At 47.6% G+C, this 20,590-nt stretch carries 19 protein-coding genes; 6 read left to right on the forward strand and 13 right to left on the reverse strand.

Annotation, left to right across the window (positions count from 1 at the left end):
* Positions 1-46 precede the first annotated feature (46 nt).
* Entirely contained in the window at positions 47-508 is a 462-nt protein-coding gene (locus MHI01_RS16580) for a cupin domain-containing protein (protein ID WP_340983656.1), read from the reverse strand.
* 257 nt (positions 509-765) lie between these two features.
* On the opposite strand from MHI01_RS16580, the gene MHI01_RS16585 reads away from it, so the two are divergent.
* On the forward strand, positions 766-1,617 hold the full coding sequence (locus MHI01_RS16585) for an AraC family transcriptional regulator (protein ID WP_036616653.1): 852 nt from the start codon (positions 766-768) through the stop codon (positions 1,615-1,617).
* A 150-nt stretch (positions 1,618-1,767) separates the two neighbouring features.
* On the opposite strand, the gene MHI01_RS16590 is transcribed toward MHI01_RS16585, so the two are convergent.
* Positions 1,768-3,381 (reverse strand): glycoside hydrolase family 28 protein, encoded by a 1,614-nt coding sequence (locus MHI01_RS16590; protein ID WP_282319599.1) that lies wholly within the window; start codon positions 3,379-3,381, stop codon positions 1,768-1,770.
* 480 nt (positions 3,382-3,861) lie between these two features.
* Here MHI01_RS16590 and MHI01_RS16595 point away from each other — a divergent pair, with 480 nt between their 5' ends.
* The 4 genes from MHI01_RS16595 to MHI01_RS16610 all read left to right on the forward strand — a co-directional run bounded on the left by MHI01_RS16595 (position 3,862) and on the right by MHI01_RS16610 (position 7,047).
* Complete coding sequence (locus tag MHI01_RS16595; RefSeq protein WP_211084485.1) at positions 3,862-4,590, forward strand: amino acid ABC transporter ATP-binding protein; 729 nt, start codon at positions 3,862-3,864, stop codon at positions 4,588-4,590.
* A 40-nt stretch (positions 4,591-4,630) separates the two neighbouring features.
* Positions 4,631-5,461, forward strand: coding sequence for a transporter substrate-binding domain-containing protein (locus tag MHI01_RS16600; RefSeq protein WP_340983657.1), 831 nt, complete (start codon positions 4,631-4,633; stop codon positions 5,459-5,461).
* A gap of 101 nt (positions 5,462-5,562) precedes the next feature.
* Positions 5,563-6,285: an amino acid ABC transporter permease gene (locus MHI01_RS16605; RefSeq protein ID WP_340983658.1), complete on the forward strand. Its 723-nt coding sequence runs from the start codon at positions 5,563-5,565 to the stop codon at positions 6,283-6,285.
* A gap of 111 nt (positions 6,286-6,396) precedes the next feature.
* Complete coding sequence (locus MHI01_RS16610; protein ID WP_076253898.1) at positions 6,397-7,047, forward strand: amino acid ABC transporter permease; 651 nt, start codon at positions 6,397-6,399, stop codon at positions 7,045-7,047.
* Between the two features lie 363 nt (positions 7,048-7,410).
* On the opposite strand, the gene MHI01_RS16615 is transcribed toward MHI01_RS16610, so the two are convergent.
* From MHI01_RS16615 to MHI01_RS16660, 10 genes are all read right to left on the reverse strand, one after another.
* Complete coding sequence (locus MHI01_RS16615) at positions 7,411-8,748, reverse strand: FAD-dependent oxidoreductase (protein WP_340984868.1); 1,338 nt, start codon at positions 8,746-8,748, stop codon at positions 7,411-7,413.
* Positions 8,749-8,807: 59 nt separating this feature from the next.
* Complete coding sequence (locus tag MHI01_RS16620) at positions 8,808-9,662, reverse strand: carbohydrate ABC transporter permease (protein ID WP_340983659.1); 855 nt, start codon at positions 9,660-9,662, stop codon at positions 8,808-8,810.
* A complete protein-coding gene (locus MHI01_RS16625) occupies positions 9,646-10,560 on the reverse strand; it encodes a carbohydrate ABC transporter permease (protein WP_340983660.1) in 915 nt (304 codons plus the stop codon). Before MHI01_RS16625 ends, MHI01_RS16620 begins: the two co-directional genes overlap by 17 nt.
* A 237-nt stretch (positions 10,561-10,797) precedes the next feature.
* Complete coding sequence (locus MHI01_RS16630; protein WP_127548011.1) at positions 10,798-11,508, reverse strand: hypothetical protein; 711 nt, start codon at positions 11,506-11,508, stop codon at positions 10,798-10,800.
* A gap of 30 nt (positions 11,509-11,538) precedes the next feature.
* Positions 11,539-12,834, reverse strand: coding sequence for an ABC transporter substrate-binding protein (locus tag MHI01_RS16635; protein ID WP_282319603.1), 1,296 nt, complete (start codon positions 12,832-12,834; stop codon positions 11,539-11,541).
* Positions 12,835-12,937: 103 nt separating this feature from the next.
* Positions 12,938-13,705 (reverse strand): response regulator transcription factor, encoded by a 768-nt coding sequence (locus tag MHI01_RS16640; protein ID WP_074093192.1) that lies wholly within the window; start codon positions 13,703-13,705, stop codon positions 12,938-12,940.
* 5 nt (positions 13,706-13,710) lie between these two features.
* Positions 13,711-15,534, reverse strand: a complete 1,824-nt coding sequence (locus MHI01_RS16645) for a sensor histidine kinase (RefSeq protein ID WP_340983661.1) — start codon at positions 15,532-15,534, stop codon at positions 13,711-13,713.
* 242 nt (positions 15,535-15,776) lie between these two features.
* Complete coding sequence (locus MHI01_RS16650; RefSeq protein ID WP_315372307.1) at positions 15,777-15,965, reverse strand: aspartyl-phosphate phosphatase Spo0E family protein; 189 nt, start codon at positions 15,963-15,965, stop codon at positions 15,777-15,779.
* Positions 15,966-16,275: 310 nt separating this feature from the next.
* The gene (locus MHI01_RS16655; RefSeq protein ID WP_315372308.1) at positions 16,276-16,800 is read right to left on the reverse strand and encodes a pyruvate kinase; all 525 of its coding nucleotides are present in this window, start codon (positions 16,798-16,800) and stop codon (positions 16,276-16,278) included.
* A 215-nt stretch (positions 16,801-17,015) separates the two neighbouring features.
* Positions 17,016-18,401, reverse strand: coding sequence for a helix-turn-helix domain-containing protein (locus MHI01_RS16660; RefSeq protein ID WP_340983662.1), 1,386 nt, complete (start codon positions 18,399-18,401; stop codon positions 17,016-17,018).
* 264 nt (positions 18,402-18,665) lie between these two features.
* On the opposite strand from MHI01_RS16660, the gene MHI01_RS16665 reads away from it, so the two are divergent.
* On the forward strand, positions 18,666-19,790 hold the full coding sequence (locus MHI01_RS16665) for an LLM class flavin-dependent oxidoreductase (RefSeq protein ID WP_340983663.1): 1,125 nt from the start codon (positions 18,666-18,668) through the stop codon (positions 19,788-19,790).
* A 100-nt stretch (positions 19,791-19,890) separates the two neighbouring features.
* On the opposite strand, the gene MHI01_RS16670 is transcribed toward MHI01_RS16665, so the two are convergent.
* The gene (locus tag MHI01_RS16670) at positions 19,891-20,469 is read right to left on the reverse strand and encodes a TetR/AcrR family transcriptional regulator (RefSeq protein ID WP_340983664.1); all 579 of its coding nucleotides are present in this window, start codon (positions 20,467-20,469) and stop codon (positions 19,891-19,893) included.
* Positions 20,470-20,590: the final 121 nt, after the last annotated feature.

Raw genomic sequence — 20,590 nt, forward strand, 5'->3', positions numbered from 1 at the left:
TCGGATGCCCTGAGCATCTCGGATCGGGATTTTCACATATTAAAACCTATTCGCTTTTGGATACCAGCTTGAAATCATCAAAGTGGAAACCTGGCGCTACTACGCAAGTTACCAGTACAGGCTCATCGCCCAGCGGACGCGCTGTCTGCCATACGCCGGCAGGAACGAGCACCTGTGGTGATTGCCCCGCAGCAATATCCATCCCCAGAACAAGAACTTCCTCGTTCTCCGGGTTCTCCCCGTTGCCGCCCAGCTTCAGTTCAACCGCACTACCGCTGTGCCACAGCCAAAGTTCATCAGACAGAACCGTATGCCACTCGGAGATTTCATGTGCGTGCAGCAGGAAATACGTGGAACTTGCCGAGAATCGTGGGCCGGAGTATGTATCCGGCAGAACGGACTGTGGAATCTGATAAGATGCCTTCCATTCTTCCTTATACCAACCGCCTTCAACGTGAGGCTGCATATTGAGCGCAGCAACCAATGGCGATAATTCATGTGTCGTCATAACCTGTTTCCTTCCTTCCAAATCATATTGAAGGCACTCCTTAACCAGAGTTTCGCCTCTCTCCCCCTACTCTAAAACATCATTCAAGTTTTGTCACCTTGACAGCACATAAGTGCCATGCCGAATTCATTCTCTCGGTATTTAACGATAGGATTAAAGAAATATTTCATTTCCAATGATAGCGTTTACAAAAAGATGGATGTTCCGTTATGATATGGATATCGTTGTTAATCCGTGAAGCAGAGGGGAGCTGTACCATGAGTCTCATAGAGGACCGGATTGGACCCAAATACCGAATCGGTGAACATTCATTTACCATTGAACATATGCGCAGACATGATGGGAATGGTATGCCACAACCTCACGCTCATCCATTCTACGAACTGTATTACTTACTTGAAGGTGAACGAGTGTATTCCATGAATGGTCAGATTCTGTCCGCCCGCAAGGGTGATTTTATTCTGATTAATCCACACGATGTACATACCACCTCCAAAGGAAGTATTCCCGGCTTCGAACGGATATTAATCGGTTTTTCGCCTGCTTTTGCAACGGGGATGGAACTTGGCATATGTGGTCTGCTGCCTTTTAATTGTTCAAGACTCCTTCGCCTGCCTGAAGCGGAACAGCCCGAGATGGAACGTATATTGTGGCAGATGCTGCAAGAATGCAAAGAGCGACGCCCTCACTATGAGATCGCCGTAAGAAGTCTGCTTGCCCAACTTTTGATCCGTATTCATCGGGTAGAGGAGGACATCCGGCAGTCATGCCCCGGTCCCTTGCATCCAATGCAGGACAAAATCAGTGAAATTGTCACTTATGTGAATAAAAACTATACCGAACCACTTACACTGGAGGGTGCAGCCAATCGTTTTTATATCAGTCCATCCTATCTGAGCCGAATGTTCAGCCGGTTTACCGGGTTTCGATTTAGCGAATATTTGCGGGTTGTTCGTGTCCGGGAAGCACAACGAAGATTACTGTCCACACAAGAGCGTGTCCAGATGATCGCTGAGAAGGTAGGATTTGAACATACGGCTCATTTTAACAAAACATTCAAACAGGTTACCGGTACAACACCGCTGCGCTATCGTAAGGAACACCGGTAGATCATCAGATAACTTCATATAAAAGCCGAGTGGGTAGCCTCGCTCCAGAGATTACGCATTCCTTATATCAAAAGGCATCACGATTACTGGATCATGGCTGCACCACTACGGCTGAATTGGACCAAATTGTATAACCCTACTACATACTTTTTATCTGCGAATGATCACACCACTTCGTACCTCGGGACCCACAGAGATCTGACGACCGTCTGTGTCTGCATCGCCTTCACGACATACAATGCCTGCGGACTCGTGTCCGGTCACCATCAGAAGTCGGCCATCCGCACCTTTTCCCTGAATGCTCTCTAGCTCCGCCCCTTTGCACTGGTGCAAATGAACCAATGGACCTTCGGTGATCTGCGCTTGCAATTCAGCGATATGCAGATGTTTCGCATGAGCACATTGGATACCACTGCGAGCTTGCACGTTGTAACGCTGGATGATCACCCCATCCAAAGGCTGTTCCGGCAATCCACTCACAAGCAACGCAGTGTCGGCACCGGCACAGATCACATCCGATATTCGAATATCTCGGAACACTGGCGTCTCTTCGCTAATCTCCTGAGATAGATCACTGCCCCGGGCAGACCCTTCCTGATTTGCATAGAAAAAGGAAAACGAGATCGCTTCCATAATGATATCTTTCATATATATGCGCTCAATCTGAATGTCCTCAACCACTCCGCCGCGCCCACGTGCGCTTTTGAAGCGAAGTCCAATGTCCGTTCCGATAAACGTACAATCCGACACACGCACATGCCGCACTCCACCGGACATTTCACTGCCAATTACAAACCCGCCATGACCGTGATACACCGTGCAATCCCGAATGGTGATGTACTCCGATGGAAGACCCAGTTCACGGCCTTCGGCATCCTTGCCTGATTTCAGACAGATCGCATCATCACCGACATCGAATACACTATTCTCCACCACCACATGACGGCAGGATTCAACGTCCAGCCCATCTCCATTCTGAGAAAACCACGGATTCCGCACACTCACGTTACGAATGGTGACATGCTCAGATGCCCAGGGGTGCAGATTCCATGCAGGCGAGTTCTGGAAGGTTGGACCGTCCAGCAGTACCCGTTTGCATCTCCGTAAACTGACCATGTTGGGACGTAAAAAGTCTCTGACTTCTTCATAGGCAGCGACATCACGCACCTGCTCCTGATGCAATCGATTCGCGATGGTGCCACCCTCAAGTGCAGCTGCGGTAGGCCACCAGATTTCTTCATCTCCGCCGGATTGCTCTACAACACCACCGGAAGCGACCAATTGGTTCCATTGTGAAGTGGTCATTTTGGAGCGTTTCACCGGACGCCATGCCTCCCCGCCCCCATCCCATATCCCCTCACCAGTAATCGCAATATCCTCCAGTTGATCACCATCGATCGGGGATTGGCAACGTACCACCTGCCAGCCTTCGAAGCTTGATGCAATTAATGGGTATTGATCAAAATCTCGGCTAAACGTAACCAGTGCCCCTTCTTCCACATGTAGTTCGATCCGGCTGCGCATTACAATCGGACCTGTGAGCCATACCCCGGCAGGAATTACGATTCTCCCACCTCCTGCTTCAGCACATGAAGCGATGGCAAGTCGGAACATCTCCGTATTATCTGTTACGCCGTCTCCAACAGCTCCATAGTCTGTAAGCTGAAAATCCTGTACAGGAATGACAGGCAAATTGGCTTCATAAGCTCGAACATCGGACTGGGCACTTGCTCCTGTCGACATTGGGGAGTGATATGTATTCATCGTGCAGAATCATCCTCTCTACATGTAATGGAATTGTTATAGGGTCAATACATCGCTTTTACTTTCCTTACTTACGTTCAAACGGACGCTCTCTCGCTCCATCATATCAATGGCATGACGTGTAGGGTTGAGCTTTCTTGCCATGTACACGTGGAACTTGATGCTATTTGTTTTGTTAATCAGAGTCATAAATCAAACATCACTTTCAGTATACTCTATACAACTATTCCAAAGGTTGGAAAGCAACTAGGAGAATAGATTCATTTTTCTGTCAGGATTCGTCACAAGGAGTTTAATAACATGACAGATATATAACATATTTTCTGGCTATAGCCCTAGGGAACCCATTACTTATGTCATGTTTTATCACAAACCAATTGCCATAAGCAGGATGACTATGTATGATTAAATAACTAGTTTCAATTTATTCCTTATTATTCCTTTTACACACAGACGTTGCAGAAAGGATGGGGTGTACTCTTGATTGAATTTAGGGGTGTCCAGAAACATTTCGGTCATTTTCATGTCCTCAAGGATATCCATCTTCACATTGAAGAAGGAGAAGTCGTCGTCATTATCGGACCTTCCGGCTCCGGCAAAAGCACGTTACTCCGCTGTATTAACCGCCTGGAGACCATTACCGAAGGTGAACTTGTCGTCAGTGGGATTCCTCTACATCAGAAAAAGGTGGACATTAACCTCTTCCGCCGTGACATCGGCATGGTATTTCAACACTTCAATCTTTATCCTCACAAAAAAGTCATCGATAACATTACCCTTGCACCCATGAAGGTGCGCAAACAACCCAAAGAACAAGCAGCCGCAACAGCAATGAAGTATCTGACCCGAGTGGGCATTGCCGACAAAGCAGACAGTTATCCCTCCCAGTTGTCCGGTGGACAGCAACAAAGGGTAGCCATCGCCAGAGGACTCGCCATGGAGCCCAAAATCATGCTTTTTGACGAACCTACCTCTGCTCTCGATCCCGAGATGATCGGGGAAGTCCTCGATGTTATGCGTTCCCTTGCCCATAATGGCATGACCATGGTCGTCGTTACCCATGAGATGGGATTCGCCCGTGAAGTTGCGGACCGGGTCATCTTCATGGACGAAGGCCGAATTGTAGAAGAGGCCAACGCTACTGAATTTTTTGACAACCCCAGAGAAGAACGAGCACAGCAATTCCTGAGCCGTCTGATTCATCATTGAGAATAATCCACTATTCCATTTTGAAAGGGGTCTTTTATTCATGAAGAAATTATTGAAATGGCCATCATTTATGCTTGTCCTCATTCTCTCCCTTGTATTGTCAGGTTGTAGTACAGGTACAGATACACCTTCGACGAGCGGCGGTGTTGACGCCGAGGCGAAAGGCACGATTGAGCGGATTAAGGAACGCGGCAAGCTCATTGCCGGTGTGAAATACGATACGAAGCTGTTTGGCTTGAAAGATCCTGCAAGTGGCAACGTTGAAGGATTCGATATTGATATCTCCAAAGCACTCGCCAAACAAATCCTTGGAGATGAGACCAAGATCGAACTGAAAGAGGTCACTTCCAAGACACGTATTCCGATGCTGCAAAATGGAGACATCGACATCATCATCGCCACGATGACAATTACGGATGAGCGTAAGGAACAGGTAGATTTCAGTGATGTTTATTTCGAGGCAGGCCAATCCCTGCTGGTGAAAAACGACAGTGCGATTACCGGCCTGGAAAGCCTCAGCGGGGTGAAAGTACTCGCGGTGAAAGGCTCCACATCCGCTCAGAACATTCGCGAGAAAGCCCCGGATGCTGAGGTGCTTGAATTCGATAACTATCAGGATGCATTCACTGCTCTCAAAGCAGGTAAAGGCGAAGCGCTGACCACAGATAACATCATCCTCATCGGTATGCAACAGACGGATAACAGCTTCCAATTGGTTGGTGGCAATTTCACAAGCGAACCTTATGGTATGGCCATTCGCAAAGGCGACACTGCCTTCGTGGAGGAAGTCAACACGCTGCTCAAAAGCATGAAAGACAGCGGGGAATATGACACATTACATGAGAAATGGCTCGGCTCCAAGCCCGAGTAACCCGAATTAAGATAGGTAAGCGGCGAATTCGTCTGCTGGATGCGAAGCATGAGCAGACGTAATCGCCGTTTCTACATCTGGAGAACGGAGGCTTCGCCTATATGGGCACATTGGATTTCAGCGTACTGATGCGACACTCGGATCGTTTTCTGGAAGGGTTCCTGAATACGATTCAAGTGAGCATTATGGCTCTCATTGGCAGTTTTATCCTTGGCGCGATCCTGGCTATCTTTCGGATATCCCCTGTGAAACCCCTGAACTGGATCGGCACGGCTTTTGTGGAATTTATCCGAAACATCCCATTGTTGCTGGTTGTGTTTTTCTTCTATCTTGGACTGCCTGCACTAGGCATCTCGCTGGATGGATTTGTCTCCGGTACTCTGGGTTTGACCATCTACACCGCCGCTTTCATTGCCGAAGCAATCCGAGCGGGCATTCAGACCGTGCCGCGTGGACAACTGGAAGCAGCAAGGTCTTCCGGCTTGTCCTATGTACAGGCCATGAATCTGATCATTCTGCCCCAGGCCATCAAGATTGTACTGCCGTCCATCGGCAACCAGTTCATCAATTTGGTCAAAAACTCATCCATTCTTGCCGTTGTCGCCGGTATGGATCTTATGTATTTTGCCGACTTAATTAACTCGGATACGTTCCAGCCGCTAAGTGTGTACACCATTGTTGCGCTGTTCTATCTGGTGCTGACACTACCACTTAGCTTCCTGGTGCATTATATGGAGCGCAGGTTTGGACAGAGCGATGCAGAAGCGCGCAGCACCAAAGGCAAACCGAAAAAGAACAAACCGGCAGGTCAGGTTACCATGTAACAGATTGACTTGTACCTGCGCAGATTTTTAGGGAAATATATCGGCTTGTCCATGCCCCATCTATTGATCTTCGATATTCCATTCCTGCATACAGAAGGAGGCTAATAAAATATGGACTTTAGCGGGGCCTATGCGTGGCCCAACCTTCGTTTCCTGCTTCATGGATTCCTGATTACCCTGCAGGTAGCAGGGCTATCCATTATATTCAGCTTTGTGCTTGGCACTGTGCTGGGTACGATCCGATTTACCCGTATCCCTGTTCTGTCACAGATCGTGGCAGTGATCGTGGACACGATCCGAAATCTGCCGCTGTTGCTCATCATTTTCTTCATCCACATGGTACTTCCACAGCTCGGGATTAAAATGTCCGTCTTCTGGTCCACAGTTGTTGGACTGAGTCTGTTTGAAGGCGCGATGATCGCCGAGATCGTCCGTAGCGGTCTGAAATCCGTTGAGCGCGGTCAGGTGGAAGCTGCCCGCTCCTCGGGCCTCAGCTACATGCAGACCCTCGGTGGCATCATCATGCCACAGGCGCTACGCCGCATGTCCCCGCCGATGGTCAGCCAGTTCATCTCACTCCTGAAGGATACTTCACTGGCGATCATCATCTCTCTGCCGGAGCTGATGCACAACGTGCAGATCCTTGGCGGTCAAAGTTTTGATTACATTATCCCGGCCCTGCTGCTCGCAGCCGTATTGTATTTTGCCATCAACTACGCGCTATCCATTGTCGCAAGACGACTTGAGGCACGGATGAATTGAATGACTGAATGAATGAAGCGCTGAGAATAAGGCATGAGATAATACGAAACATGAAGGAGCATGACGGAACCGAGACCCCATGATTGATCAGATATGAAGAAATGAACTTGAAGGAAAGAACCTAATAGATGAAAAGAATGAGAACGCCCCAAAAACTCTAAATTCACCTATGCTATGTAGTGGATTTGGAGTCTTTGGGGCTACAGTTATGCTCATCAATTCACGAGCTTCCCACCAATTTCTAACGAACTGTGGGAAGCTTATTTAGCTATTTTGGGGATAGTTTCTAATCTAACGAATCGTAGACGCTCTATTCTTCCGATTCACCCGATTCGCCCAATTCGTCCACAATCAGCTCATCCGCTAGATCGCTGCTCCGTTGCGACGTAATTCCGCCTGTAACAGCGCGATCGGCAGTTCCACCGGGTCCAGCTTCATCTTCACTGTGAGTCCAGCCGCTGTTCCCGCGGCCTCCCCGGTAGCCATACAGCTTGGAGTCAACCTTGTCGTTGCATGCGCCTCATGTGTGGTGGAGATGCAGCGTCCTGCCGCCAGCAGATTGCGGATATTGCGAGAGATCAGACAGCGATACGGAATATCGTACGCCCCATCCCCCTCTATAAAGGCAGCCACAACACCTTGACCCGAAGGGTCATGAATATCAATCGGATAACCACTTCTGGCAATCACATCTTCAAATTTTTGTCCTGCAACCACATCCACCTGGGTCAAAGCGTAATGACCTATGATTCGCCTGGATTCACGGATACCAATCTGCGTTGCTACTGCCGAGATCGAAGCCCGTTTGAATCCAGGCACATCACGCTGCAAAAACTCAGCGATCATCAGCACCTGCTTCCGGCCTTCCTGTTCCGCAGAGGTCAGATCCTCGGCATCTGTCGCATCAAGTCCCTGCACCCGGGTACAATTAATCAGCACTTCATCCTCTGCCGGTCCGGTAAAAAACAACACCTGGTCGCGATTAATCGGCACACCTGCTTTTTTCCACTGGGAATAGAAACCACTCACCCCGGTTAACGGAATGCTGTCCAGTTCAGCAAAGGGAGTTTTCACATAGAAATCCTCCGGATGCTCCTGCATGTATTGTTTCACTCGTCCAAGATCCACACCACGCATGCGGAATTTCATGGTCATCGGCTGTGACTGATGGTCGCCGTCTCTTCCCTTTGCCACAGAAGCCCCCGCAAGATAAGCCAGATCCGCATCCCCGCTTGAATCCACAAATACATTCGCCTGGAATTCCATTCTTCCAGATTTGTTGGTCACTCGCACCGCTTCCACCCGATCCTCTACAACGACCACCTCGTCCACAAAGCTGTGCAACAGAAGCCGGACACCTGCCTCCCGCAACATCTCTGCCGCAACCACCTGAAAGATGGCCGGATGGTACGGCGTGACGGTATGAACAAATCCAACCGTATCGCGCAGATGCCCCGGAGAGCCGCCACGTGCCTGCAAACGATCCACAATCTCCTGCGCAATACCTTTAATAACCTGCTCACCGCGCTCCGTATGGAAAGTCATCCAGGGATAGACCATAGCGGCGGTTGACATCCCGCCAACGAATCCGTATCGCTCCACCAGCACTGTTCGTATACCCTGCCGTCCAGCCGCAATGGCTGCCGCTATACCCGCAGGACCCCCTCCCACAATAACGACATCTGCTTCTTCCTTTTTCATGCTCATCCGTTCACGCAAATGTTGTCCCTCCTTCCGTTCTATTGCACGTATTACACGGCTTACTCTTTCAGTCCCGTCATGGCAACCCCCTCAATGAAGCGCCGTTGTGCCAGGAAAAAAACAATTAACAGTGGCAAGGTTGCCATGACGGTGGCGCTCATCAGATATTGCCAGGCTGTACCCACTTCATCTGTAAACAGGGATAATCCAAGCGGCAGCGTCATTAGATCACGCGAGTTAATGAAGATTAACGGATCAAAAAACTCATTCCAGATCGTCACAAACGTGAAGATCGTCAGCGTAGCCATACCCGGCTTGGCAATGGGCAGCATAATTCGCGCATATATCCGGAATCGGTTGCAACCATCAATCATCGCCGCTTCTTCCAGTTCCGTTGGCACCGTAATGAAGAACTGCCGCATCACAAAGATGCCAAACACACCACCCGCCCCAAAGATCGGCAGTAAAATCAACGGAAGATGGGTATCAATCCACCCCAGTTGTCGCATGAATAGAAACATCGGAATCGCCGTGACCTCATGGGGAATCATCATCGCACTCAGCAGGATGAGAAATACCACATTACGTCCTTTAAACGGAATTTTGGCAAAGGCATACCCGGCGAGGGAGGAAAAAAATACCGTTCCCAACACAACCAAAGCAGAAATGTAGATACTGTTCCAATAAAAACGGTGAAACGGAATCAATCGAAAGACATCGATATAGTTCTGAAATCGGAATGGTTCCGGTATCCACTGCGGTGGATAGGTGAATATGCTCTGGGGTTCCTTGAATGATGTCGATATCATCCAGATAAATGGCACAATCATAATGAGGGAAATCAGGGTCAGCAACAAATACGTCCCCAGAGTACTTCCTATCTTCCGCCCCGAAGGACTAGGCATCGCCTTCATTGAATACCCACCTCTTTCGGAGCTGCCATTGAAGCAGCGTCAGAATTAGCACGATAAAGAACAGTACATATGCGAGAGCAGAAGCATAGCCAAACTGAAATAATTTGAATGCTTTTTCCCAGATATAATAAACCAATACCTTGGTGCTGTTGCTCGGCCCGCCCTGTGTCATCACATAGATCTGCCCGAATACTTTGAGTGAACCAATCACAGTCATGACTACGGTCAAAAACACGGTTGGCGTGATCATGGGCAGTGTGACGTGAAAGAAAGTTCCCCTCTTGCCCGCCCCGTCTAATGTTGCCGCTTCGTACAGCGAACGCGGTACCTGCTGAATGGCTGTTATGAACAGCACCATGTTCAGACCGACATTTTTCAGCACACTTGTCACGATAATCGCTGGCATTGCCAGATCCTGATTGTAAAGCCAAGCCGGACCCTTGATGCCCAGCATCAACAGAAGCTGATTAATCAATCCAGACTCTGTCGCATACATCAGCTTCCACACGATGGCCCATACGATCAACGAGGTCATGACCGGAACAAAGATCGCTGTTCGGAAAATTCCGATGCCCCGCAGATTTCTGGACAGCAACAACGCGAGCAACAGGGCGAGCACAATATTAAGCGGCACCAGCCCCGCTGTGAAATAAACTGTATTGGCGAGCACTTTCCAGAACATCGCGTCTGTCATAATATTCCGGTAATTCTCCAATCCAATAAAATGATGATCTCCCAGCAGCGGCCAATCGGTCAGGCTCATGTATAACGCGAGACCCATGGGAAATAACAGCAGCAGGGTAAACCCAAGCACCATCGGCGATACAAACAGCCACCCCGCGATCTGGGCCTCTCTGGCGAGCGGCCCCCCTCTTTTGCGCTTGCGTGAATGGGTCAATCAGGCCTCCCCCTTTTAATCAAATTTCCTCCGAAGCTGAACTCTGCGACGATTCTATATAAGGTGAACTATACATTTACACAAGAACGTAGAGGACAGAAAAAACCTGAAGAAGCGAAGTGGTCGCCTTTATCCCCGGATTTCCCCTTTATATATGGGATTCAAAAAAAATCTGGGGATAACAGCGATCGGAAGGTTGTTCTGGCATCGGAGTGGCAAGTGTAAATATTCTTTAGTTCAACTTATATAGTCCGAACGGTTCAGACTGTCCACCGCATTGCGGAACCCGTTCACAGCCCTTCGCAGCTGTTCTTCCGTGTTGCCTGTCACGACCGCCCCAAGCATGATCGCTTTTACCCCGGTATCGCGCAGCACCCGAACATCCTCCGGCACCAGCTTTCGCTGGGAAGGAACTAATACCGGAACCCGGGCTTGCAAGACCAGACGGCGATACTTGAGTACATCCGCGAAGCTCAGCGGTGTACCATATTCTTTTCCAGGTACAATGGATGCCTCCAGAGCGGTGAAGCCGAAGTGCGCTGCCGATGTTACGAGGGAAGCATCATATTCCTCATTGATCGCAAACGTTGGGTCCAGCCCCAAGTCACTCAGCATGAAAGATGGCAAGTGATGTGCATAGATGGAATAGAAATCAAAGCCCAGCCCACCAAGACGCTCCACATCCTCCCTTTGTGCTCCATCAATACTGCCAGAAGGTACAACCCCAAGCGGGCCACCAAACTCACTGCGGATCGCCCGAAACACCTCGGCGTACATGTCCAATGGACCAAAATGATTCCCGCTGGCGCGATGACCGACATTATAATGTACCTTCAGTGCATCAGCGCCCTCTTCCATAGCTGCCCGTGCCAAAGCAATATCATTCTCAGGCAGGCTGACCACCAGCGACAGCGGTTTCCGTTCAAGTAATTCTTTGAAATTGCCCATTGTTCTCACCTCCGGTTTCGATCAAATGACTTAGGGTTGCAACACGCTTTGGATCTCTTCCTGCATTTGTTTCAGGTTATCCTCAGCTGTCGCTGTCTTTGCAAATAGTCGGTCAAATCCCTGCAATACCGCATTGTCGATATCCTGCCAACGGATATGACCGGGGATTAAGCGCGCTTTGGGCATTTCATCAATGACCGCCTGCACGATATGCTCTTTGCTCGGGTTATTCGGCTGAAGAATGAATGCATCTGAGTTCAGAACAGAGGTACGCGGAGGCACAAAGTAGGTGGCTGTCGCCTGAATCCCCTGCTCACTGGCAAAATACTTCAACAGTTTCTTCGTTTCCTCTGGATGTTTGCTGTCGTTGAACATGGCATATCCGGCCTGCCCCAGCATCGGCACACTGCCTTGAGAACCGGAAGGCATAGGAGCGATGCTCCATTCAAAATCCGTAATTTCTCTTGCTTTGGAAACATAGCTGTAATTATCAAAGAACATGCCCACATTGCCCGCATCAAAGCTGACCTGTTCGCCCGCCTTCGGGTGTGATTCATCGGTGAACATCATGCGTTCCAGCAATTCAAAGGTCTGTACGCCATAGGCATCGTTCCAGGTGAACGTTGTCATGCCTTCGTCGAATGGACCGCTTCCATTGGACCAGGAGTAGGAGGAAAGCACCGCCCAGGTCTTCCAGTCGCGAAAAAAGTTGGCACCATAGATTCGGTTGGTCGCATCCTTACTGGTAATGGCTTTGGCGGACTCTTCGAACTGTTCCCATGTCCATTTTCCTTGGGTGGCAAGTCTGTTTGGATCAGTCAGACCGGCTTGGTCAAACAGCGTTTTATTGTAAAACATGACCACCGGAGGTGTAGAGAAAGGTAGCCCTAGCAGTTGATCGCCATCACGGAACAAATCCAATGTACTTGGAATATAATCATCCAGCTTAAACTGTGCATCTTCCTTGAACTCGGATACATCGGCCAGAATGTGGTTGGACTTGAATTGTGGCACCATTCGCTCCGATACCCAGGCGAGATCGGGAAGAGAGCCTCCGGCGGCAAGCACCGAAATTTTTTGCTGGTATTCTGCGAAAGGTACGGATTCCATCGTTACTTTGATGCCTGGATTTTCCTTTGTGAAGTCATCAATCAACTTGTTGTACACATCCATATGCGCCTGATTGCCCCACATCATGAACTTCAGCTCGACCTCTCCATTCTCTCCGCTTGCACTGCCAGATTCACTGCCGGAATTGGAGCTTGCGCACGCGATTGAAGCCATCATCATGAGTACAAACACCAGTATCAGTCCTGCTTTTTTCATGTAAATCCCCCTTATGGACGTCGTGGTATACATGTGCAACCAAAGTATAACGAAAGCATCGTTCCCCCTTAAATCACGTCAACTACAGAAATGGTATGGTTTTTCAAGAGATACTGAATCGGTCTCGATATTCTCCTGCGGTCCATCCCACCTGCTGCTTGAACACCAGCATGAAGTGTTTGGGGCTCTGATGCCCGGATAACCGTGCCACATCATAGATTTTGAGACCCGTGTTGATCAGCAACCACTTGGCCCGCTCCATACGTGCCTCAGTGATGTATTCGGAATAATTGATGCCTATTTCGTTCTTGAACAATTGGCTTAAATAAGTAGGGTTCAAGTTAACAAGATCGGCTATCGTCTGAAGTCGCAGATCTCCATCGGGATGTTGCTTGATGTGCTCCTTCACATCTCGGATAATCTTCCGTGTATCTCCACCAGCGTGTTCTGTTTTGCCAGATGGCTCAGGGATAGAAAGAGTTGTAATACCGTATCTGCGATCCAGCAGCAATTGAATCTTTTGTATGCATAATGCCAGTTCATAACGATCGATGGGCTTCAACAGGTAGTTCAACACCCCGAACTCCATCGCTCTGCGTGCATATTCAAACTCGCCGTAGCCGCTAATGATGAGCATTAGCAATTCAGGGTACATGTCTCTTGCTTTGCTTACCAAAGTTAGTCCGTCCATTTCACGCATGCGGATATCCGTGATTAACACGTCCGGCACCTCACATCTCAGAAAATCCAGCGCCTCGGTACCGCTCGATGCTTCGCCCGTTACCTGAAACTGAGAAGACACTTGTACGATCAGTTCCCTCAGTCCCTGACGGATGACCGTCTCATCCTCTACAAGCAATACTTTATACATGCGCTTCAATCCCCTTTCGGTAGAAGTTGAATGGATATCGTGACCACCAGGCCCTGCCCGGGACTCCCATCAATGCTTAGGCTGCCGCCTTCTCCATACATGAGGCGAAGCCTCTGAGCGATATTGTTAAGCCCCAGACTGTCCCCGGCATGGCAACGTAATACCTCATTGGAAGGCTGTTTTAATATGGACTCATTCAACTCGTCAATCTTTGTCTGAGTCATACCCTTACCGTTGTCTCGTACACTAATCAGCAGCTCATGGTCGAATTTCAAGGCAGATACCCAGATTACTCCTCCATTTTCCTGCCCTTCAATGCCATGGTAGACTGCATTCTCCACCAGCGGTTGCAGTACCAGCTTGGGAATCAAATACTCGGTTATTGCTTCTTCGATGTCATAGATAATCTCTAACTTGCCGTTGTAACGGACCTGCTGAATGCGTACATAGGATTGTACAAAAGCAAGTTCTTCCCCAAGTGGAACCTTCCGGTCCACCTTATCAATCGTATAACGCAGCAGCTTGCCAAGCGCCGTCACCATGTCCGATACCTCAGCATGCTTCTGGCGAATGGCCATCATGTTAATGGACTCCAGCGTGTTGTATATAAAATGGGGATTCATCTGGCTTTGCAACGCTGACAACTCTGCCTCCCGCTCTTGAATGCCCAGCAGAAACACCTCATTGAACAGCCGATGAATCTCTTCCATCATTCGGTTAAAGCCCCGGCTAATCTGTCCAAATTCATCACTGCTAAAGTGTGCTACACGCTGGCTAAAATCTCCCTGTTCCACCCGAATCATGTGGTGCTTCAGTCGAATCAGTGGCCGGGTGATACGATAGGATAACAGAACCGCCAGAATCGCTATACCCGCCATACATAACACTGCGAACCATATTGTGAAAGTGAGCATCTCACCCGACTCCTTTTGAATCACAGCAATAGGTGTAAGATTGATCACCGAAAGCCCGGAATAGCTGGAATGGTGTTGTACATAGAGATAGGGCTTCCCATCCAGAACAACTTTTTGGTTTCCTGCATAGCTTTGAAGCTGTCCCTGCATTAGCAACTGGTCGTACGCAGACATTCCTCCGATTGAGGTCCGTTCGAACAGCAGACGCTGCTTGCTGTCTACAATCATCAGACTTGCATCTTGCTCATAATTCAGATTGGATAACAGTTGACCGAAGGCCTCCAGACGGATATCAATCAGAATGTAACCCAATCGTTGGAGCGTTCCCGGATCTCGAAGCACTCTGCCCACCGATATATACGATTCATGCTGACCGCCCGTGTAATAACCGGGTTGATGCGGAGGAAGCAGGCGCCATGTCCCTTCCGAGCCTTCAAGCTCTGCAAACCAATCATCCCGCCTGCTGTCCCATACTGGCTTGACCGCCAGCGAATCGAGATTGGAGAACAGGATGCCGCTATTGCTGATCAGATGTATTCCCCGAATCTCGGGCCGGTCATATGCTTGACCCGATGTGTAAAGCTTCATTTTCAGATAATCCTCAGACCTCGCCCATGTTCCCGACCCCATTGAAGCGTTGTATTTCCCTAGAATGCCAAGCACCATCTGATCGTAAAGCGGCAAGAGCGACAGCCGCTCAAAGTCCTTCAGCAGCCGATTCAGATTGGCGTTAATCTGGCGAACCAGTTCAATGGTGAACTGCTCGGTCTTGCGATCCATCGTCTGCGAGAAATGCTTGTAGTTCATCACTCCCTGTAAACTTAGCGGCAGCAACGTCAGCGCCAGGAACAACAGGAGCAACTTGGTGCGCAGGTTTACGTTTTTCCCGAAATAACTGTGTACCTTGTCCATCATTTCCGTTCATCCCTCCCTCTCCCGATCATTGTATGAGCCCCCTTCACAGATCAATCTGGATATAACTGGGGTCATCATATCCAGTTTTAATGATCATTCGCTATCCTGCCAATCCTGGAATTGGTACGGAATTTCAAGTTATCCGCATAGGTTTCAGGGTGAACGCCAAAAAGCCGACTGTATCGCTACAGTCGACTACGCTATTTCTATAGAACACTAATTAGACAAAAATACCGACTGCATTATGCAATCGGTTGTCTGTTCCTGAGATGGCTTTTATATTTGAATCGATTATATTCATTAATCAGCTCGTCCAGTACCATGGACTGTCGGAGGACTTTGTTGTCCTGCATGCCATGATTCTCCGCCAAACGACTCAACTCTTGCCTGTTCCGTTCGATTTTATCTGTGATCTGTATCGGTTCACTCACAGCATGCACCCCCTCTTTGTATAACATTTTAGGATACATTGCCAAAAAATTCATATTTTATTCCTTTGCAGAATAAAATATTTATTTACATAGAGATACTTTCAACATCAAGCAATTTGCATAGAGAGTTGACGTCTCTTCTTTTCTACAAGATGTGGGCAAAGAAAATTATAACATGTCTACATATCGTATTCGAGAATACGCGAATCCTTTACCGTTAAAGTGCGTTATGGACATATTATCCATTTTACCCTAAGTATCTCTCGCACCTTTCTCTCACGAGAAGTTAATAAATTTATCGAAAAGTAATCTATTTGTATAGGTAATTTTCATCACCGTTCTGCATACCAAAATAACGAAGTCTGTAGCCCTCTCGATAACGAGCACGTAATGGATTAATGAAGGAGTCATTCTCAAACTCAATGTAACCTGTTAAATAGAGCAGGATCAGATATTCCTCAAAACATTGATTGCCAAGAGTCATCTCACTCTCTTCCATCCCATAAAATACATCGATCTCAAGAGTTAATAGAAGAGAAAATCCTCGCACAGTGGATCTGATTATCCATGCAAATTCCAGTGGCTCATGGATATCTTCATCCTTGTTCAAGCTAATTAATTGCTTGGTTCCCCTCTCATCCTTAAATACATAAGCTGCAACCGCCTGATCAAATCCGGCGTATGGGTCGTTGCGTAAGTCGGAGAACTCTTCTAAATCCACCTTCTCAGCGTAGTATTTCTTGGTTAGTCGATCATGAATTTGCTCTAAAGTGAATGGATTAGGAAGGTCCAACGTTATATATTTGTCGTAAAGCTTCTGAATATCAATCTGCAATGATAAATCCTCTTTTCGTTATGTATAATAGAATTTTCAACTACGTTATCAATACAAAAAGGCTTACTTCCAATCTCGGAAATAAACCATTTTTAAACCTGATAATTCCCCTTAAAGACTATAAATTACCACCACCATGTGTAGTCGTAAGGGATGTTTCAAAAGGAATTCCATGATCAAATAAACCCAACTGGCTGACATTAACGACTAACAAACTAAGCAAGATGAAATAAACGATTTTCTTTTTTATCATAATTACGCTCTACCCCCATCATTATCTTTTTATACTGTTGTGCATGATCTGGAGTAGATATGTGTCTATATCTCTCATATAACGCTGCACAATGTATAGTCTCTTTTTGGTTATTAATTTTAACTGCTTCGTTCAAACAATATAAAAGTTGATTCATACCCTCAAGGTACTGACCACGATTAAGGTGATAAACACTTTGTCCAAGTAAAAATGTGATATAGATATCCGACCTGACCTGATCGGTGTAACCTTTTAATTTATCAATTTCCGAATAGATTTGGACACTGAATTTATGAAGTATTTCATTGATATCTTGGTTGAATTTATTAGCCACTTCCAAAATATTTGTCATAGCAGGGAGCACTTCTGATTCGTTTATTTCGATAAAATCAACGTATGCTGGCAAAATACTCAGATCACCCATCATTAATTTATAGACATATGTGTTCGCTTCTGCCCAAATCTTAAACTTAGATATATACATTCGATCTTCTTCATTAGAATTATGAATATTCACTACATCTGTATAAACCCCTGTATAGTAAAGTGCTTCTTCATATTTTCCCAGCCCCTCACAAGCAGCAGATTTAAGTAGATTTGAGTATGCTCTATATACAAATAAGGGGTATGCGGTTAACCGTTCACTTTTATCAATTTTTTTCTTTGTATATAATTGTAAAATTTTAGTTTTCTGATCCAACTCATCCGAAAGGGAAAATAACTTGTCCCAGTATCTTAGAGCCAAGTATGTATTCGCCAGGTCTTTTATCGCATCCAGTTGTCGTTCCTCATCCAGCCGGTTAATATATGGTTCAAAATGTACGGCCGCACGAAGATTCTCATGCTGGTCCTGACCGAGAGATAACGTGAAGATGCGATACTGGCACAGAGCCAGACGTTCCGAGTGCTGATACTTCTCACATTCCGCCACACATTCGTACAACATCCGTGCAGCCTTCGTCTGTCCACGTTCAAGCATGCCTTCCGCCATCTCAAACAACTCCGAGATATACGAGCGATCATCCGTCACTTCCTGGATAACCTTATGAATACATTCCAGCTTGTCCAATTCAGCACAGCGTTGCAGGAATGGTTCCAGTCTCCTCCAATGAGGTGCCGATTCCACGAAACATTCAGCCCCATAAATCTCGTAGAAATACCCCTCTTCCAGCTTCATGCCTTGGGTAATCAGATCCAGTTGCGCCATAGCGATGGGCCGAGTCCCCTTAATAATTGCGCTAAGCGTTCCAGCGTTAACTCCCGATATATCGGCAAAATACTGCAGGGTGTACCCCTGTTTCCTGATGTAGTCCTCAATATATGAGCGTATCGTAGTTGTAGGTTCCATGTATCCCACCTCCACAATGAAAATCCATAATTTTGAATTTATATGATAAGCACAATTTTAATCCTAAATTTTACAGCGGTCAATAAAAATCGTGGCAATTCCCTTCACATTTATGCAAGGAGGCCTCGCTGTTCCTGCTTATAGAAAAAATCCATTAGAAGAATCCGTGAGAACGTGATACATTTAATCCAACTTACATATCCTACTATTTCAATAGGATTATACGACACAGATACTATCAATTCAGTTCGAGGAGAAGGTCAGATGAAATTTGCCTTGTTTAGTCTCATGATGAATCTGCCTAATGCCGTAACCGGGGAAGCTCTGACAACTCAGCAGAAATTCCACAATATATTAGAGCAAGCAAAGCTGGCTGAACGACTGGGTTTCGATGCCTATGGGATCGGTGAACGACACGGTGCGCCTTTTCTATCTTCCTCGCCACCTGTCGTATTAACCGCAATAGCCGCAGCAACCACACGCATTCGGTTACTAACCACCGTTACTGTTCTTAGTATACTTGATCCAGTCCGGGTTGCCGAGGATTATGCCACGTTGGATCAATTATCGGGCGGACGGCTGGAGATGATCATCGGGAAAGGCAATGACCCTCGGCACTATCCGCTGTTTGGCATAAGCGAAGAGGAACAATGGGACTCACTCGATGAACGCTACCATCTGCTAAGACGGCTGTGGTCTGAAGAGAATGTAACCTGGCAGGGAACGTATCGCCCTCCGCTTGATGGAGTGACCACGTGGCCCAGGCCGCTTCAGCAATCCATCCCAATCTGGCATGGTAGCGCGTCCAGCACGGTCTCGACGGAACTCGCTGCCAAATATGGCGAGCCGCTCTTCACGTCGAACTCTTTTCACCCGCAAGCCAAATACAAAGCGTTGATTGATCATTATCGGGAACGCCTCGATTATTATGGTCATGATCCGCAGCAAGCAGTGATTGGCTCTGGTGCCGGCAGCCTCTATCTTGCGGATACGGGCGAAGAAGCCATTCGCCGCTATAAGCCATATTATGAAGCGTTCCATGCCACTGCCGCCGCACAGCATAACCAGTCCCCCTTCACCGATCTGGAGGATAACATTGCACGAGGCCCTGTGTTAATCGGCAGTTCGGAGCAGGTCATTGAGAAAATTCTGGACTATCATGCCGCTTACGGACATCAGGTGCTGAGTATCAGCGTAGATGGACTGACGCATAGCGAGCAGCTGGAGCAAGTGGAGCGTTTTGCCAAGGAAGTTGCCCCTGTATTACGCCGCGAACTGCCCAGTTCGGTATGGAATGAACCCCCGGTGTTAACCCAGCACTCATCCTTCCTTTCCTCTAATGTTACAGATTCATGGCCCACAGCCATCTCACCTATATTCCAGGTCTAACAATCTCCCACGTACAATATACATGTGCTCCTTCCAGGGTGATTCCTACGAATCGCCCTCTTCCCTCTTCCTCCCACTTGTATCGCGACTATCCCTATATCTACTTGGACTGAATGCCTTCCAACAATGAACGAAGCATCAGATCTACAAACGCATCATCCATCGCTTCCCCCGTCACTAACATACGATAGAACACCGGCCCATAGATCAGATCAATGTATAATCCAATGTCCGTCCCACTCTTTAATTCGCCGCGCTCTACACCCTTCTCCAGAATTCCCCGAGCTTCACGCCGACGCGGTTGGATGTACCTTGTACGATATTCTTCAGCAAGCCCTGCATCCGACTGCCCTTCCCCAATAATCTGTGTAATCACTTTTCCTTCCCGACTGGTCAAAAAACGAACCAGATTACTCGCATGTATGCGTATATCCTCCAATACCGAGCCTGTATCCGGCACTGGCAATCTTGCCGTTGCCGCAGACATATATCCGTCCATGATGACAGCGCCTTTATTCGGCCACCATTTGTAGATAGTGGCTTTGCTCACCTGTGCACGTTCAGCAATCTTTTCGATTGTAACCGCCCCGAATCCGTGCTCCAACAACAACTCATACGATGCTGTAAGAATGGCATTCTGGGTTTCCATGTTACGCGGACGTCCTCTTTTGGCAGTCATCTTGAGCCCTCCTGGATGTATAAAATATATTTAATCATCAGTATTTTTCATAAAAACGATACGTTCATTATACTAAACTGCCATGAGTACACACAATTCCATCCTACGCTCACCTTTTCAT

The sequence above is a fragment of the Paenibacillus sp. FSL M7-0656 genome, from assembly GCF_038003225.1.
Lineage (GTDB): Bacteria > Bacillota > Bacilli > Paenibacillales > Paenibacillaceae > Paenibacillus > Paenibacillus amylolyticus.

Coding starts and splice junctions, on each gene's coding strand:
- MHI01_RS16660 (WP_340983662.1), bottom strand. CDS start 18,401: ATGGAACCTACAACTACGATACGCTCATATATTGAGGACTACATCAGG.
- MHI01_RS16635 (WP_282319603.1), bottom strand. CDS start 12,834: ATGAAAAAAGCAGGACTGATACTGGTGTTTGTACTCATGATGATGGCT.
- MHI01_RS16615 (WP_340984868.1), bottom strand. CDS start 8,748: ATGAAAAAGGAAGAAGCAGATGTCGTTATTGTGGGAGGGGGTCCTGCG.
- MHI01_RS16605 (WP_340983658.1), top strand. CDS start 5,563: ATGGGCACATTGGATTTCAGCGTACTGATGCGACACTCGGATCGTTTT.
- MHI01_RS16640 (WP_074093192.1), bottom strand. CDS start 13,705: ATGTATAAAGTATTGCTTGTAGAGGATGAGACGGTCATCCGTCAGGGA.
- MHI01_RS16580 (WP_340983656.1), bottom strand. CDS start 508: ATGACGACACATGAATTATCGCCATTGGTTGCTGCGCTCAATATGCAG.
- MHI01_RS16620 (WP_340983659.1), bottom strand. CDS start 9,662: ATGAAGGCGATGCCTAGTCCTTCGGGGCGGAAGATAGGAAGTACTCTG.
- MHI01_RS16645 (WP_340983661.1), bottom strand. CDS start 15,534: ATGATGGACAAGGTACACAGTTATTTCGGGAAAAACGTAAACCTGCGC.
- MHI01_RS16585 (WP_036616653.1), top strand. CDS start 766: ATGAGTCTCATAGAGGACCGGATTGGACCCAAATACCGAATCGGTGAA.
- MHI01_RS16610 (WP_076253898.1), top strand. CDS start 6,397: ATGGACTTTAGCGGGGCCTATGCGTGGCCCAACCTTCGTTTCCTGCTT.
- MHI01_RS16670 (WP_340983664.1), bottom strand. CDS start 20,469: ATGACTGCCAAAAGAGGACGTCCGCGTAACATGGAAACCCAGAATGCC.
- MHI01_RS16600 (WP_340983657.1), top strand. CDS start 4,631: ATGAAGAAATTATTGAAATGGCCATCATTTATGCTTGTCCTCATTCTC.
- MHI01_RS16630 (WP_127548011.1), bottom strand. CDS start 11,508: ATGGGCAATTTCAAAGAATTACTTGAACGGAAACCGCTGTCGCTGGTG.
- MHI01_RS16665 (WP_340983663.1), top strand. CDS start 18,666: ATGAAATTTGCCTTGTTTAGTCTCATGATGAATCTGCCTAATGCCGTA.
- MHI01_RS16590 (WP_282319599.1), bottom strand. CDS start 3,381: ATGAATACATATCACTCCCCAATGTCGACAGGAGCAAGTGCCCAGTCC.